Below are 14,622 nucleotides of genomic sequence, written 5' to 3'. Positions count from 1 at the left end.
CCCGCCCCCCGTTCCCGCGCTCCGGGCCGGTCACTGCCCCGCTGCTGCTCACCGATGCTCCCCGGTGATCCGGCCGGCGGCCAGCTTGCCGGAGATGAGCACCATCGGCACGCCGACACCGGGCTGGGTGCCGGAGCCGACGAACACCACGTTGGGCAGCGAGCGGTGCAGGTTCGACGGCCGGAACGGGCCGGTCTGGAACAGGGTGTGCGCGGAGGCGAACGGGGTACCGGCCGCCATGCCCTGCTCGGCCCATTCCGCCGGGGTGATCGCCCGCAGCACCTCGACGCCCGCGCCGAAGCCGACGTAGCCGCGCTCCTCCAACGTGGTGACGAGTTGGTCGGTGTAGCGGGCGGTGAGGTCGCCGCGCCAGTCGAAGGGCGCCCGGTCGAGGTTCGGCACCGGAGCCAGTACGTAGTACGTGTGCCTGCCGGCTGGCGCGACCGCCGGATCCGTCCGGCTCGGGTTGGTGACCAGCAGGGACGGGTCGGACATCAGGTTCCCGCGTCGGATGACCTCGTCGAAGGTGCCCTGCCAGGCCCGGCCGAAGTGGATGTTGTGATGGGCGATGCGGCGGTAGCCCTGGGTCGAGCCGACGTGCAGCACGACACACGAGGGAGAGTAGGTGAGCCGGCGCTGCCGGGCCGGCGGCAGCAGGTCGCGGTAGGCCACCGGAAGATCGGGGTTGAGTACCACGGCGTCGGCGGGGACGAACTCCCCGTCGGCGGTCACCACCCCGGTGGCCCGCCCGTTCGCGGTCTCCACCCGGGTCACGGTGGTGCCGTACCGGATGCGTACGCCGTGCTTCTCGGCGGCGCCGGCCAACCCCCGGGAGACCGCGTGGACGCCGCCGCGCGGGAAGAAGACCCCGGCCACCGAGTCGAGGTACGCGATGACCGCGTAGATGGCGAGCGCGTCGTGCGGGGCGAGACCCGCGTACATCGCCTGGAAGGAGAAGATCCGTCGGGTACGTGGATCACGGAAGAACTGGTTGATCTTGGTCTGCAGTCGCCGGAAGGCGCCGGTGGCGACGAGTTTGAGCAGGTTACCGGTGAGCAGGTCGGTCGGTGCGTCGAGATTGCGTTCGATGAAGTCGGCCCGCTCAAGGTGCCACAGGTTTCGCGCGAAGTCGACGAACCGCAGGTAACCGTCGGCCTCCCGGGGCCCGCAGACCCGGGAGATCTCCGCCGCCATCGCGGCGGTGTCGGTGAGCACGTCCAGCGTCGAGCCGTCCGGATAGTAGGCCCGGTAGGCGGGGTCGAGCGGCACCAGGTCGAGCCAGTCGGTCAGCTCCTCGCCCACCGCAGCGAGCGCCTCGGCGATCAGGTCCGGCATGGTGAGCACCGTGGGGCCGGTGTCGAACTCGTAGCCGTCGACGCTGAGCCGACCGGCCCGCCCACCCGGCACCGGCTCGCGTTCCAGCACGGTCACCTGGCGTCCGCTGCCGGCCAGGTGCAGCGCGCAGGCCAACCCGCCGAGGCCGGCCCCGACAACCACCACCCGATCAGTACGCCCGTCAACGGTCCGCACCGGCGACCACCTCTCTGTGCAGAAATCCCATCATGCCCTCCGGTGCGTGGCGGCGGTCGCGAGGCCGACCAGCGCGGTCCGGGCGGTCTCGTCGACGGCGACCGCGTCGAGCGCGGCCAGGGCGTCCTCGACCCGCTCGTCGATCATCCGCTCGATCCGCCGCACGGCGCCCGTGTCGACCACCACCTCGGCGAGTCGGGCGATCTCCGGCCCGTCGGCGCGCCGGCCGGCACCGTCGAGTGCCCGCAGCTGCGTCGGCGTGGCCAGTTCCCGGGCCAGGAGGAGCAGCGCCGTCGGTTTGCCGGTGCGCAGGTCGTCACCGGCCGGCTTGCCGGTGGTGGTCGGGTCGCCGAAGACACCGAGCAGGTCGTCGCAGAGCTGGAAGGCTTCGCCGACGGCAAGCCCGTAACGGGTGTACGCGGTGGCCAGTGGGCTGTCCCCGCCGACATCGGCCAGGCTGGCACCGAAGAGCAGCGGTCGTTGCACGGTGTAGCTGGCGGTCTTGTACCGGGCCACCCGGAGCGCCCGATCCACCGACCAGCTCTGCGGCTCGGTCTCGCCGAGGATGTCGAGGTACTGCCCGGCGACCGTCTCCACCCGCATCCGGTCGTAGCCGCGCCGTACCTGGAACAGCCGGTCCGCCGGCAGGTCGGCGCGGGCCAGCAATTGGTCGGCCCAGACCATGCAGAGATCGCCGATGAGCACGGCGACCGCCTCGCCGAAGCGCCCGGAGTCACCGTTGCGACCCGAGGCGGCGTGCTGGGTGGCCACCGCCACGTGCGCGGTCGGTCGGCCGCGCCGGGTGGCGGAGGCGTCCATCACGTCGTCGTGCACCAGCGCGAAGGTGTGCAGCAGCTCCAAGGTGGCCAGTGCGGGCAGCACCGGGGTGACCGGCGTGTCGGCGCCGACCGCGCCACGCCAGCCCCAGTAGGCGAACGTGGGGCGGACCCGTTTGCCGCCGGAGAGGACACAGTCTCGGGCGGTGGCGGCGAAGCCGCCCATCGCCGGGTCGATCGCGGCCATCGTGTCGACCTCGGCGGTCAGAAACTCGGCAAGCGTGTTGTCGACGGCCGTGACGATGTCGCGCGTGTAGGCGGCCAGCACGGCAGCGATCGGGTCGTCTCCACCGACCGTTTGCTCAGGCACCACGCGAACGAGATTACCCGTTGGTCCGTCGCTGGCCATGCCGCCGAGCGTACCCTAGGGTCGCGAGTTGCGTCGATTGGTGCGTCGAATCAGAGGAGGGGCCGGTGGACCTGGATCTCGTCGCTGCCTACGACAGATGCCGTGAGCTGCACAGGCGTCACGGACGCACCTACTATCTCGCCACCCGACTGCTCCCCGCATGGAAACGGCGGCATGTGCACGCCCTATATGGGTTCACCCGCTACGCCGACGAGATAGTCGATCAGACCGATGCCCTGCCACCGGCCGAGCGCGCGACACGACTGGACGACTGGGGTGGACGGTTCGTCGCCGGGCTGCACGGCACCCGGGTTACCGACCCGCTGCTTCCGGCGGTGCTGCACACCATCGCCGTGTTCGATCTCGACCGGGAGGACTTCGCCTCGTTCCTCAAGAGCATGGCGATGGACCTGACCGTCACCTCCTACCGCACCTACGAGCACCTGCTGGACTACATGGAGGGATCGGCCGCCGTCATCGGCACGATGATGCTGCCGATCCTGGGCAGCTCCGATCCGGCGGCGGCTCGCGAGCCTGCCCGGCAGCTCGGCTTCGCGTTCCAACTGACCAACTTCATCCGCGACGTCGGCGAGGATCTGACCCGGGGGCGGACGTACCTGCCCGACGACGATCTGGCCGCCTTCGATGTGACCCGGGACGACCTGTTGGCCTGTCACGACGCCGGGCGGGCCAGCGGGCCGGTGCGCGAACTGATCCGGTACGAGGTGACCCGAGCCCAGGCGCACTACCTCGCCGCCGCGCCGGGCGTGGTGCTGCTCGACGGTGCCTCGCAGGCCTGCATCCGCACCGCCTACCTGCTCTACGGCGGGATCCTCGACGAGGTGGCCGCCCAGGACTACGACGTCTTCGCCCGTCGCGCCACGGTGCCGCAGCGGCGCCGGCTGGGGGTGGCGACCCGCGCCCTGCTGACTCCGGCCGGCAGCCCGGTCGCCGTGCCCGGGCCGCCGCTGCGGTGAGCGAGCGTACCGCCGTCGTGTTGTTCACCCGCGACCTGCGGGTGCACGACCACCCGGCGCTGGCGACCAGCTGCGCCGCCTTCGACCGCGTGGTGCCGCTCTACGTGCTGGACCCCGCGCTCGCGCGGCTGTCGCCGAACCGCACCCGATTCCTGCACCAGAGCCTCGCCGCGCTCCGCGAGGCGCTGCGTACGCTCGGCGGTGACCTGGTGCTACGGCACGGCGATCCGGTGGCCGAGACCATCCGACTGGCCGGCGAGGTGGGCGCCGAGGCGGTCGCCCTCTCCGCCGACGTCTCCCGGTACGCCGCCCGTCGGGCGCAACGCCTGCGCGCCGAGTGTGACCGGCACCGACTGCATCTGAGGTTCTTTCCCGGCCTGACGGTGGTCGAGCCGGCAGAACTGACCCCGGGCGGCGGTGACCACTACCGGGTGTTCAGCCCCTACCACCGGGCGTGGAGCGCGCGATCGTGGCGGGAAGAACTGTCCGCACCGGTGACCGTGAGGCTGCCGGCTGACCTGTCGGTCGGACGCCTCCCGGCGCTGCCATCGGGAGATTCGCCGGACGTGGTGACCGGCGGAGAGGACGAGGCACGGCGTCGCATGGCGCGGTGGCTGCCCGACGTCACGCAATACGGCGACCGCCACGACGACATGGCTGGCGACGCCACCTCCCGACTCAGTCCCTACCTGCGTTTCGGCTGCCTGTCGCCGCTGACCGTGGCCAACACGATCGACGACCGGGAATCTCCGTTCGTCCGGCAACTCTGCTGGCGCGACTTCTACCACCAGGTGACCGCCGCCTTTCCCGACCTGCCCCGCAAGGCGTACCGCCGCCGGGCGACCGAACACTGGCGCTACGACGAGCAGGCCCTCGCCGCCTGGACCGAGGGGCGCACCGGCCTGCCGGTCGTGGATGCCGGCATGCGTCAGCTAAGGGCGCAGGGGTGGCTGCACAACCGGGCCCGCCTCATCACCGCCGGCTACCTCACCAAGACGCTCGGGCTGGACTGGCGGGACGGGCAGGCGGTCTACTTCCGGTGGCTACTCGACGGCGACATCGCCGACAACTCGGGCAACTGGCAGTGGGTCGCCGGCACCGGCAACGACACCAGGCCGTACCGGGGGTTCAATCCGATCCGGCAGGCCGAGCGGTACGACCCCGACGGTGCGTACGTGCGACGGTGGGTGCCCGAACTGGCGTCGGTGGCCGGCAAGGCGGTGCACCAGCCGTGGCGGATGCCCGAAGCGCTGCGCCGCACGCTCGACTACCCGCCACCGCTGGAGCCGCCCGGCGACACCCCGGTCTGGCTGCGCTAGCCGAGCACCTGCTGCCACAGGTAGTACATCGCGAAACTGGTGAAGAACACGATCGCGATCACCACACGATCGCGATCACCACGAGCCCCTCCCGTCGACGATGGCGTGACCGGGTGGTCGAGGGCTGATCGGTGCGCGATGCTGGCGGCATGGTGGAGCAGGAACAGGTGGACGTGGTGGTGCTCGGGCTCGGCGTCGGCGGGGAGGAGGTGGCCGGTCGACTCGCGGAGGCCGGGCTCACCGTCGTCGGCGTCGAACGCAACCTGGTCGGCGGGGAGTGCCCGTACTGGGGGTGCGTCCCGAGCAAGATGATGATCCGGGCGGCGAACGCAATCGCCGAAGCCCGCCGGGTCGACGGTCTGGGTGGCACCGCGCAGGTCGCCCCGGACTGGGCGCCGGTGGCGAAGCGGATCCGCACGGAGGCCACCGACGACTGGGACGACCGGGTGGCGGTGCAGCGGTTCACCGACAAGGGCGGGCGCTTCGTACGCGGCAGCGGACGGATCGACGGTCCGGGCCGCGTGCGGGTCGGTGATCAGGTCTTCCAGGCCCGTTACGGGATCGTCCTGGGTACCGGCACCCGACCGTCGGTGCCGCCGGTGGACGGGCTGGCGGACACCCCGTACTGGACCAACCGCGAGGCCATCGAGGTCGAGGAACTGCCCGGGTCGCTGCTGGTGCTGGGCGGCGGCGCGATCGGGCTGGAGCTGGCTCAGGTTTTCGCCCGCTTCGGCGTACGGGTCACCGTGGTCGAGGCGCTCGACCGGGTCCTGGCCGTCGAGGAGCCGGAGTCGTCCGAGGCGGCGGCCGCCGCGTTGCGGGCCGACGGGGTGGAGATCCATATCGGGGTCAAGGCGGCTCGGGTCGAGCACGGCGTCGGCGGCTTCACCCTGCGCGGCACCGGGGGCGAGGAGTTCACCGCCGAGCGGCTGCTGGTGGTGACCGGCCGCCGCGCCCACCTGGACGAGTTGGGGCTGGACACGGTCGGCGTCGACGCGAGTGGGCGATACCTGCCGGTGGACGACCGGCTGCACGTCACCGAGGGGATCTGGGCGGTCGGCGACGTCACCGGCGAGGGTGCCTTCACCCACATCGCGATGTATCAGGCGTCCATCGTGGTCGCCGACGTGCTCGACCACATGCGGCGCTCGCAGGGCGGCGCGGACCCGAGCGGTACGGCCAGCGTGGTCGGTGGCGCGGTCGGCGTGGCCAGCTCGCTTGCCGCCACCGGATCGAGCGGTTCCGCGGGATCGGTGCCCCGCGCCGACTACCGGGCGCTGCCCCGGGTCACCTTCACCGATCCGGAGATCGGTGCGGTCGGCCTCACCGAACAGCAGGCCCGCGAACGCGGCATCAACGTGCAGGTCGCTTTCACCCGGCTGGCGTCGTCCGCTCGTGGTCGGATCCACAAGACCGACGAGGGCGGCTTCATCAAGCTAGTCGCCGACGCCGACCAGGGGGTGTTGATCGGGGCCACCTCGGCCGGTCCGGCCGGCGGCGAGGTGCTGTCCGGCCTGGTCGTGGCCGTGCACGCGGCCGTACCGCTGAGTCAGCTCCGGCACATGATCTACGCGTACCCGACCTTCCACCGGGCGATCTCCGACGCGCTGCGGGACCTCAGCTGATACCGCGTCTGCCTGGGTGGTGACCGCCGCCGACGCCAACGAACTGCCGGTAGAGAGGAGGGCTCGGTCGGCGGCGTCACCCACACGACGAACGCCTCCGTGACGTCGCCGCGTACCGTCATCCCATCAGCATGCCCCGGCGTCGCTCGGCTGGCTTTCCGTCCCCGGCCGACCGGTTTGCGGCCGCGTACGACGGGAAGTCGTTACTCGTGCGAGCCTTGTTGACGAAGATCGAGCAAGCCGCCGGCCTGGACCGGTTCGGCGACCGGTTGCAGCAGACCGTGCAGGGGGTGCTGCGCCCGCAGCGGGTCCGTGACCTGTTGCACGGGGTGTGGCTGGGCCATCCGTTGCACCCGGCGATGGTGCAGCTGCCGGTCGGCGCGTGGATCAGCGCGGCCGTGCTGGACCTGATGCCCGGGCAGCGGAGGGCGGCGACCACCCTGACCGCGGTCGGCACGCTGAGTGCCCTGCCGGCGGCGGTCGCCGGGCTCAACGACTGGGCGGGGCTCTCCCGTGACCAGCGTCGGGTCGGTCTGGTGCACGCCGCGTCGAACTCCGTCGGGCTGACGCTGTACGGCGCCTCGCTGGCCGCGCGTCTCTCCGGTCGGCACGGACTCGGGCGCGCCCTGGGCTGGCTCGGCCTGAGCGCCGCCGGTGCCGGGGCGTATCTCGGCGGGCATCTGGCCTACAAGCAGGGTGCCCAGGTGAACGTGAGCGTCTCCGACCTGCACCTGATCAGCGAGGGCTGGCACCCGGTGGCGGAGATGACCAACCTGCCACAGCGGGAACTCGTCACCCGCAAGGTCGACGACGTGTCGGTGATTCTCTACCGCCACGGTGACGACGTGACCGTCATGCTTGAGCGCTGCCCCCACCAGAGCGGTCCGCTCGGCGAGGGCGAGGTACGCGAGGTCGACGGGCACGCGTGCGTGGTCTGCCCGTGGCACGGCAGCACCTTCCGACTCAACGGCGGCGAGGTGGTGCACGGACCGTCCCCGAACGACCAGCAGATCCTGCCGACCCGGATCGTCGACGGCCGCCTGGAGGCCCGCCTGCCCTGACCCGGGATCGAGATCCCGGGCTGCTGGATCTGTGGCAGTGCGGGTAGTCCGCTGATCGGCGTGTCGGCTACTTCGACCGCCACACCTCCCGACAGCTCGCGGCGTCAGTCCTTGCGGTGCCGGCCCACGGGCAGCTCGCCAAGGGCGCTGGCGGGCGGGTGGTGGCGGGTGCCGGCGCGGGACATGGCCGGCCGCCGCCGTAGGCCGAGCACCGCACCGATCTGCGCGCCGACGATGCCGGCCACGGCCAGCACGGCGGAGACGGCGAGGGGACGGTTCACCCGGTCGGGCTCGCCGGCCCGGGACGCGCCCACCGTCACCACCGGCGACTCACCCTCCGGCTTCTCGCCCTGCGGCGGTCCTGGCTGCCGTTCCTCGGGGCTGGCCGGTGCAGTCGTGGCGGCGCCCGGTCGCTCGGTCGGGTCGCCGGGCTGCTCCACCGCCTCGCCGGGCCGCTCCACCGAGTCGCCCGGGTTGGTCGGGCGGGTCTGCTCGGTTCGCTGTGACTCGGGAGCAGGCCGGGGTTTCGGTGTGACCAGCCGGCCGGTGGCGTGTGGCCGGGAGCCCTGGTCGCGTACCTCCTCGGGCAGCGTGATGAGCTGGCCGGGGCGGATCCGGTCCGGGTCACGCAGCTTGTTGAGCGCGGCCAACCGGTGATAGTCGTCGAAGTCGTCGAGGTACCGATCGGCGACTCCGCCCAGGTAGTCACCCTTGGCGACCCGGTACACGGGGGCCGGAGCCTCGTCGGCCCGAGCGCCAGCTCCCGATCCGGCCGCCGTCGCCGAGCCGGTCGTCGCCGGCACCGCCAAGGCGGGGGTCGGCGTGAACGCGGCGGCGGCAGATCCACCGCCGTACGCCGTCGTGCCGTAGACCGTGGTGGCGGCCGTGGCGGCGGGGCTGGCGGCGAGAATCAGCGCGACCGACCCGACAAGCGCGGCGGCGGCCCGCTGTTGCCGGCCCATGCCGGGCAGCCGGGGTGCGGGCCGGTCAAACGCCTGTGCGCCCAACTCCACGAGCACCGACAGGGCGAAGGTGGCCCAGCCGAACCAGCCCACGATCGCCAGCGCCCGCAGGAAGAGTTGCCCGTCGTCGCGGCTGGTCAGCGTGGTGCCGATCTCCGCGAGCGTGGGTACGTGGTCGGGGAGCGGGTTGCCGGCGAACGCCAGCAGCGCGATCGGCCCGCCGACCAGCAGCCCGATCAGCACGACCAGCGCACCGAAGCCGGTGAGCACCCGACCGGCCCGCCGTACGGCGGTGCCACCCGATGCGGCCATGGCTACCTTCCTTCCCTAGACAGCCCCGGTCAGCGCCCGTGCGGTCGCCTCACCGGAGACGGTGACGGTGTTGGAAAAGCCGAACAGGCCGAGCGCCGCCCGGTCGTAGGTGACCTCGACGCGTACCCGGATCAGGGTCTCGCCGTCGACCACCGGGAAGGTCACCCTGTAGTTGCTGGCCCCGGCGGTGGCGAGGTAGCTCCGGACGGCGCTGCCAGCCTCGCGTCGGTTGATCCGCTTGGGTCCGCCCTCGATGGCGGTGGCCCGGTCGATGGCCTGGCCGCCCGCGCGGGCCGCCTCGGCGGCCAGGTTCTCGGCGCGTTGCAGCGTCCGGAGCTGACCCGCGCCGTCGAACGCCATGCCGATGATGGCCAGCACCCCGATCAGGGCCACGGCCAGGAAGATGCTCACCCGGCCGGCGTCGCCAGGCCCGGCCGTCATCTCCGGCTCCGGTAGCGGTCCAGCGGGGAGGTGAACGAGACGATGATCCGTTGTCCGTCCGGCATGGTCAGCGCCGGCAGCTTGATGTCGGTGTAGGAGACGGTGCAGGCGATCTCGACGGTGACGGTGGCGTTCTGCCCGACTGTGCTGGTGAAGGCGCGGTTGAAGGGGGTCGACCGCCCGTCGACCGAGCCGCGGAAGGCCACCTGCGGCGCCCCCGAACAGGACACCCCCCGCCAGTCGAGCTGGCGCCGGGCCGCCTCCCGGGCCTCCCTCCGGGCGGTGGCGGCGTCCCGGGAGATCGACGCCGCCCGGGCCGCATCGTGCGCGGCGGCCTCCAGCGCCGCGTCGGCCACCGCGGTACGCCCGGCGACCCCGCCCAGCACCATCATCGCCACGAAGGCCGGCGCCAGCACCGCCACCTCGATCGAGACCGAACCCCGGCTCATGGCTCGGTCCATCGTTCCACCGTCCCGTGTGCCGTCTGCCGGACTGTGAAGCTGACGCCCGGCACCACCGACAGGGCCCTACCACTCACCGTGCAGGTCACGTCGGTCTCGGTGGCGGCACAGCTCGGCCCCGGGTCGTCCCAGTCGACCAGCCAGTCCCCGGCGGCCTGGAGGAACTCGGCCGCCCGGTCCTCGCCAGCTCCCGCCGAGGCGTCGTAGAGCCGTTCCGCGTTGACTCCGCTCTGCGCGGCGTTGAGCGCGGTCGACCGGGCGACGAAGACGACGGCGACCTGGATCGAGGCGAACAGCATCACCAGGATCGCCGGCAGCGCCACCGCCAGCTCGACCGGATTGCCGCCCCGCTCACCGTCCCCGGGCAGCAGACGGTGCCGGGTGGCGGCGACCACCCGGCACCAGCCGGCGGAGAGGCGACGGAACATCGATCAGGTTTCCGACGGGTTCTGGTAGGTCGGGATGTTGCTCATCCAGTCGTTGGCCGCACCGAGGGCGGCGGCGGTCACCGCCATCGCCACGGCCACCAGGCCAAAGATGATCACGGCGGTGGGTACCGGGCTGTCGCCACGGTCGCCGCGCAGTTCGGCCAGCCGCGCCCGCAGCGCGACGTGCAGGTAGGTGATTACGGACATCGGGGCTCCTTCACTCGGGGTCGGTCTAGAGGCGGGCCAGGAACGGGTAGATGGCGAAGCCGAGCAGGACGAAGACCAGCAGCGCGCCGGGAATGTCGAGCCGGCTGGTCACCCCCTCGGCCCGGGCCAGGTTGTCGGTGCGAATCTGGTCGCGCAGCGAGTCGGCCCGGCTGCGCAGCGTCTCGTGCACCTGCGCGCCCTCACTGCCGGAGGAACGCATGATCGCGCCGACGTCGCCCAGCTCCGGGATGCCGATCCGGTCGGCGAGATCGCGTAGCTCGTCCCAGGGCGAGTGCATCTGCATCTGCGCCATCCGCAGCGCCTCGGAGATCCGGTCGAAGACCCAGCCCTCGCAGATCGCGGCGGCCCGCTCCAACGACTGCACCGGACCGTGCGCCGCGGACAACTGCAATGCGACCAGGTCCAGGTAGGTGCAGACCGCCTGGCGGAATTCGTCCCGCGCCGCGTCCGCCTTGGTCAGCACCGACCGGTGCGCCACAAGCGCGCAGAGTAGCGCCAGGCCGAGGCTGCCCAGGACCGGTACGGCCAGCGGCAGCGAGACACCGACGGTGAAAAGGGTGACGCTGAGCAGCGCCGGCGCGGAGAGCCCGATCAGGGCGGACAACAGCAGGGAGAGGGCGTACTGCTCGGGGGTGCGGTCGAGCAGGGCCAGTTGCCGGTGCGGCGGCCGCAGCCAGCGGGCCAACCCGGTGAGCCAGTCCAGGTGTCGGCCGGTGGGTCCGGTGCGGGCGCTTCCCGGCGGCTGGTGCAGCCGGCGCAGCGCCGGACCGAGCGCGGGAGTTGCCGGCACCAGCTCACGGACCACCAGGAACACGCCCAACCCGAGCGTGGCACCGGCCACCACCGCGAGGGTGAGATGCAGGTTCACGCCACCACCTCGCCCGGGTCGGGTGCGGGCAGGAAGCGGGCCGGTCGGGGTGGCTGGCTCATCGAGCGCACCCAGGCCAGCAGCGCCACGAAGGCGGCACCGAGCACCGCCATCACCAACTGCCCGAACGGCGTGTCGTACGGCTGGACGTACTCGCGGTTGAGCAGCCCGTACGCGATGGTGGCCAGCGTCATCCCGGTGAGGAAGCGGACCGCGAACCGGGGCTGGGTGCGCTTGGCCTCGATCTCCCGGCGGGTCGCCACCTCCGCGGCGGCGGCGGAGGCGATCGAACCGAGCACGTCGCCGAGGCGCTCGCCTCGATCGGTGAGGTGCAGGATCAGCGCGGCGACCACCTGGTCGCAGACCGGGTCGCCGATCTCGTCGGCGAAGGCCAGCAGGGCGGAGCGGGCCAGCCACCCGGCCTGGAGCCGGGCGGCGAGCAGCCGTACCTCCTCCTGGATCTCCTCCGGCGCGGTGCTGACCGTGCCGATGATCGCCTGCTGGAGCCCTTGGCCGGTGGCGGAGACGTCCTTGAGTCGGCGGGTCCACTCGCCGACCGCCTCGATCCGGGCGATGGCCCGCTGCTCGGCCCGCCCGACCGAGAACAGCCACGGTGCGCCCGGCACCGCCACCGCCACCAGCAGGCCCACCACGGGCAGGCCGGTCAGCAGGAAGGCCAGCGCACCGGCGGCCACCGCGCCGATCAACAATGCCTGGTGCGCCCGCTGCTCACGGGCCGTGCTGCCGGAGCCGCGCCAGAGCCGCCCGAGCCCCGGACTCGCTCCGGGTGCCCGCCCCGGCGGCCGGCGGGTGCCGACGAGCGCGACGACCGCCAGCACCAGGCCGGCCACGCAGGCCGCCCCCGACACCAGGGCGATCAGCTCGATGTTGGTACGCACCGGTCACCGCCGCCCGAGTCGGGTCTGCCGGGCCCGGCGCCAGGCACCCTGGCCCGCCTCGATCCAGCGGCTCAGCAACCGGGCGTCGTAGCCCACCCGCAGCAACTGGTCCCGGACCCGTTCCGGCAGGTGCCGGGGGACCGCCCGACCGTCCGGGCCGGGGCCGAAAACCTGCGTGGTGGTGATCCGGCCGGTCTCACCGACGCCCAGGACCTCCTCGACGTGCGAGACGAAGCGGTGCTTGCGCCCGCCGATGCCGGTCTCGTCGTCGACGGTGACGTAGACGATCAGGTCAAGCGCGTTGCCGGCCATCCGGCGGGCCTGGTCGACGGTCATCTCCCGGCCGTGAGCGAGCGCCAACTCGATGATCCGTTCGCTCACCCCGGCCGGGGTACGCGCGTGGATCGTGCACATCGACCCCCGGCTGGTGGTCATCGCCTGGAGCATCGGCACGATCTCCCGGGACCGAACCTCACCGACGATGATCCGCAACACGCCCATCCGCAGCGAGACCGGGATCAGGTCGGCGATGCTCACCTCGCCGGCCGGTCGACCGTCCGGCCCGCGTTCGCCGTGCCCCTCCCGTGCCTCGAAGCTCATCACCGCCCGGTGCCGGTCGCCGCGGCGGGCCGGGAGTAGTTCCCGACTCTCCTCCAGCAGCACGTACGGCTCGTCCGGCGGGATCTCGCTCATCATCGCCCGGATCACGGTGGTCTTACCGGCACCGGCCAGCCCGGCGACCATGATGTTCAACCCGGCCCGCATCGACGCCCGGAGGAAGTCGCGCAGCAGCGGGTCGATCATCTCGTCCAGGTCCCCCCGACCACCGGCCAGGTCGTCCAGGGTCACGTCGAGAGTGTTGTGCTTGCGGATCACCGCGTACGGGCGGTGGCTGACCAGGAACACCGCGGCCAGTCGGCTGCCGTCGGGCAGTTGCAGGTCCAGGGTGGGCTTCGAGGTAGACAGGGATCGTTCCGTCGCGCCGGCCCGGCGGGCCGCCGCCTGGAGGATCTCCACCAGCTCGTCGTCGCTGTCGGCGATCGGGTCGACCCAGTCGACGCCGCCACCGTGGCGGGTGATGCGCACCTGGTCGCAGCCGAGGATGTGCACCTCCTCGATGGTGTCGTCGACCAGCAGGGTCTGGAGTCGACCGAGGCCGGCCAGTTCGGCGGTCACCTGGTCGAGCAGCAGCCGTTCCTCGCCGGCAGCCATCGGTGTGCCGGCGCGGCGCACCGCGTCGGCGTACTCGGCGACCAGCTCGACCGCGAGCCGGGCACGCTCGGTGTCCTCCTCGGCGACGCTGAACTCGCGGCCACGCTGCCACCGGGTGAGCCGCTCGCTGAGCTGCCGGCGCAGCTCGCGCACCACCTGAAAATCCACCCGGGGCCGGGGTGGCGATGCCGGCGGCGGCGCCGCGACGGGTGTCGAGACGTTCGGTGGTTGGTGCCGACCGTTGACCGGAGGCAGGGGCGGGGCGGTGGAGGTGGCGCCCGGCGGTTGCCGGCGCGGGTCGGACGAGACCGGTTCAAATCGCATCCGGCACCCCTTGGGCGACGGGCCAGGCCAGCCGGGCCCGCCGCCGCTCCAGCAGCGCCCCGATCGGCACCTCCAACTCGCGGGCCGCCCGCAGCAGCGGCCGACTGGCCCGCACGGTCCCACCCAGGCTCAACACCTCGGCGGTACGCGGGTCGTGCGGCAGCCGGGCGATCACCGGAAGCTGGAGGGCCTTGCTGACCTCGCTCCGGCCGTGGCCGCCGCCGACCAGCAGCAGGCGCAGGGTGCCCGACGGCACCCGATGCTCGGCGAAGTCCCGCTCGATGGCTCGGAGCATGGCCCGGGTACCGGACAGGTCGGGCAGCTGCGCCCGGGACACCACCAGCACCACCGAGGCGGCGCGCAGCAGCGGCCAGGGCGGGCCGAGCACGTGCAGCCGTCCACAGTCGACGATCACGTCGTACGGTGGGTCGCCGCGCTCCAACCCGGTGAAGAAGTCCGCGAACCGCTGCCAGAGCGGGATGACGCTGCCGGCCTGGGCCGGGTCGACCACTCCCGGCAGCAGGAGCCGTTCCCGGCGCGGCGCGTCCAGGTCGACCAACTGTGACCAGAATGCGCTCTCCAGGCTGCCGTCCCGCAGCTCGCCGACGGCCAGCTCGCCGATGCCGCGCGGTCCGTCGAGCACGCCACCGAGATAGCCGGCGAGCACGGAGCCGCCGGCCGGGTCGCACTCGGCGAGGATCAGCCGCCGATGCCAGCTCAACGCACAGGCCAGCGCGGTGGTGGTGACCCCCGGCGAACCCTTCGCCGAGACCAGCGCGATGATCGCCAT

General features: G+C 72.4%; 15 protein-coding genes. 4 read left to right on the top strand and 11 right to left on the bottom strand.

From position 1 onward, the window contains the following. Window positions 1-48 precede the first annotated feature (48 nt). Both crtI and AC2CHE_RS00485 read right to left on the bottom strand, forming a co-directional pair. The gene (gene crtI, locus AC2CHE_RS00490; protein WP_484502868.1) at window positions 49-1,530 is read right to left on the bottom strand and encodes a phytoene desaturase family protein; all 1,482 of its coding nucleotides are present in this window, start codon (window positions 1,528-1,530) and stop codon (window positions 49-51) included. Between the two features lie 30 nt (window positions 1,531-1,560). After that, window positions 1,561-2,715, bottom strand: coding sequence for a polyprenyl synthetase family protein (locus AC2CHE_RS00485; RefSeq protein WP_484502867.1), 1,155 nt, complete (start codon window positions 2,713-2,715; stop codon window positions 1,561-1,563). A gap of 65 nt (window positions 2,716-2,780) precedes the next feature. Here AC2CHE_RS00485 and AC2CHE_RS00480 point away from each other — a divergent pair, with 65 nt between their 5' ends. From AC2CHE_RS00480 to AC2CHE_RS00465, 4 genes are all read left to right on the top strand, one after another. Continuing rightward, window positions 2,781-3,692, top strand: a complete 912-nt coding sequence (locus AC2CHE_RS00480) for a phytoene/squalene synthase family protein (RefSeq protein WP_484502866.1) — start codon at window positions 2,781-2,783, stop codon at window positions 3,690-3,692. Continuing rightward, complete coding sequence (locus AC2CHE_RS00475; protein ID WP_484502865.1) at window positions 3,689-5,011, top strand: cryptochrome/photolyase family protein; 1,323 nt, start codon at window positions 3,689-3,691, stop codon at window positions 5,009-5,011. Before AC2CHE_RS00480 ends, AC2CHE_RS00475 begins: the two co-directional genes overlap by 4 nt. A 152-nt stretch (window positions 5,012-5,163) precedes the next feature. Beyond that, on the top strand, window positions 5,164-6,636 hold the full coding sequence (locus AC2CHE_RS00470) for a dihydrolipoyl dehydrogenase family protein (protein ID WP_484503021.1): 1,473 nt from the start codon (window positions 5,164-5,166) through the stop codon (window positions 6,634-6,636). Between the two features lie 209 nt (window positions 6,637-6,845). Continuing rightward, a complete protein-coding gene (locus AC2CHE_RS00465; RefSeq protein WP_484502864.1) occupies window positions 6,846-7,697 on the top strand; it encodes a Rieske (2Fe-2S) protein in 852 nt (283 codons plus the stop codon). Between the two features lie 104 nt (window positions 7,698-7,801). Here the strand turns inward: AC2CHE_RS00465 and AC2CHE_RS00460 are convergent, their stop codons facing one another. The 9 genes from AC2CHE_RS00460 to AC2CHE_RS00420 are packed head-to-tail and all read right to left on the bottom strand — an operon-like array spanning window position 7,802 to window position 14,622. After that, the gene (locus tag AC2CHE_RS00460; protein WP_484502863.1) at window positions 7,802-8,971 is read right to left on the bottom strand and encodes a LysM peptidoglycan-binding domain-containing protein; all 1,170 of its coding nucleotides are present in this window, start codon (window positions 8,969-8,971) and stop codon (window positions 7,802-7,804) included. A 15-nt stretch (window positions 8,972-8,986) separates the two neighbouring features. Beyond that, the gene (locus AC2CHE_RS00455; protein WP_484502862.1) at window positions 8,987-9,412 is read right to left on the bottom strand and encodes a pilus assembly protein TadG-related protein; all 426 of its coding nucleotides are present in this window, start codon (window positions 9,410-9,412) and stop codon (window positions 8,987-8,989) included. Then, window positions 9,409-9,873 carry a TadE/TadG family type IV pilus assembly protein gene (locus tag AC2CHE_RS00450; RefSeq protein ID WP_484502861.1) on the bottom strand — a complete coding sequence of 155 codons (465 nt, stop codon included), beginning with the start codon at window positions 9,871-9,873 and terminating at the stop codon, window positions 9,409-9,411. Before AC2CHE_RS00450 ends, AC2CHE_RS00455 begins: the two co-directional genes overlap by 4 nt. Next, the gene (locus AC2CHE_RS00445; RefSeq protein WP_484502860.1) at window positions 9,858-10,301 is read right to left on the bottom strand and encodes a TadE/TadG family type IV pilus assembly protein; all 444 of its coding nucleotides are present in this window, start codon (window positions 10,299-10,301) and stop codon (window positions 9,858-9,860) included. The genes AC2CHE_RS00450 and AC2CHE_RS00445 overlap by 16 nt, the downstream gene beginning before the upstream one ends. A 3-nt stretch (window positions 10,302-10,304) precedes the next feature. Continuing rightward, the gene (locus tag AC2CHE_RS00440) at window positions 10,305-10,508 is read right to left on the bottom strand and encodes a hypothetical protein (protein ID WP_484502859.1); all 204 of its coding nucleotides are present in this window, start codon (window positions 10,506-10,508) and stop codon (window positions 10,305-10,307) included. A gap of 25 nt (window positions 10,509-10,533) precedes the next feature. Then, on the bottom strand, window positions 10,534-11,397 hold the full coding sequence (locus tag AC2CHE_RS00435) for a type II secretion system F family protein (protein WP_484502858.1): 864 nt from the start codon (window positions 11,395-11,397) through the stop codon (window positions 10,534-10,536). Next, window positions 11,394-12,296: a type II secretion system F family protein gene (locus AC2CHE_RS00430; protein WP_484502857.1), complete on the bottom strand. Its 903-nt coding sequence runs from the start codon at window positions 12,294-12,296 to the stop codon at window positions 11,394-11,396. The genes AC2CHE_RS00435 and AC2CHE_RS00430 overlap by 4 nt, the downstream gene beginning before the upstream one ends. Window positions 12,297-12,299: 3 nt before the next feature. Beyond that, a complete protein-coding gene (locus tag AC2CHE_RS00425; protein WP_484502856.1) occupies window positions 12,300-13,832 on the bottom strand; it encodes a TadA family conjugal transfer-associated ATPase in 1,533 nt (510 codons plus the stop codon). Then, on the bottom strand, window positions 13,822-14,622 hold the full coding sequence (locus AC2CHE_RS00420) for a CpaE/TadZ family protein (protein ID WP_484502855.1): 801 nt from the start codon (window positions 14,620-14,622) through the stop codon (window positions 13,822-13,824). Before AC2CHE_RS00420 ends, AC2CHE_RS00425 begins: the two co-directional genes overlap by 11 nt.

The organism is Micromonospora sp. ATLC16 (assembly GCF_057196645.1).
The sequence above is the reverse complement of the archived record's forward strand: the minus strand, read 5'-3'. Positions and strand labels throughout refer to the sequence as shown.

Excerpts from the sequence above, each read along its gene's own strand:
- AC2CHE_RS00485 (WP_484502867.1), bottom strand. The coding sequence starts at position 2,715 with ATGGCCAGCGACGGACCAACGGGTAATCTCGTTCGCGTGGTGCCTGAG.
- AC2CHE_RS00460 (WP_484502863.1), bottom strand. The coding sequence starts at position 8,971 with ATGGCCGCATCGGGTGGCACCGCCGTACGGCGGGCCGGTCGGGTGCTC.
- AC2CHE_RS00455 (WP_484502862.1), bottom strand. The coding sequence starts at position 9,412 with ATGACGGCCGGGCCTGGCGACGCCGGCCGGGTGAGCATCTTCCTGGCC.
- AC2CHE_RS00450 (WP_484502861.1), bottom strand. The coding sequence starts at position 9,873 with ATGGACCGAGCCATGAGCCGGGGTTCGGTCTCGATCGAGGTGGCGGTG.
- AC2CHE_RS00445 (WP_484502860.1), bottom strand. The coding sequence starts at position 10,301 with ATGTTCCGTCGCCTCTCCGCCGGCTGGTGCCGGGTGGTCGCCGCCACC.
- AC2CHE_RS00440 (WP_484502859.1), bottom strand. The coding sequence starts at position 10,508 with ATGTCCGTAATCACCTACCTGCACGTCGCGCTGCGGGCGCGGCTGGCC.
- AC2CHE_RS00425 (WP_484502856.1), bottom strand. The coding sequence starts at position 13,832 with ATGCGATTTGAACCGGTCTCGTCCGACCCGCGCCGGCAACCGCCGGGC.
- AC2CHE_RS00420 (WP_484502855.1), bottom strand. The coding sequence starts at position 14,622 with ATGGCGATCATCGCGCTGGTCTCGGCGAAGGGTTCGCCGGGGGTCACC.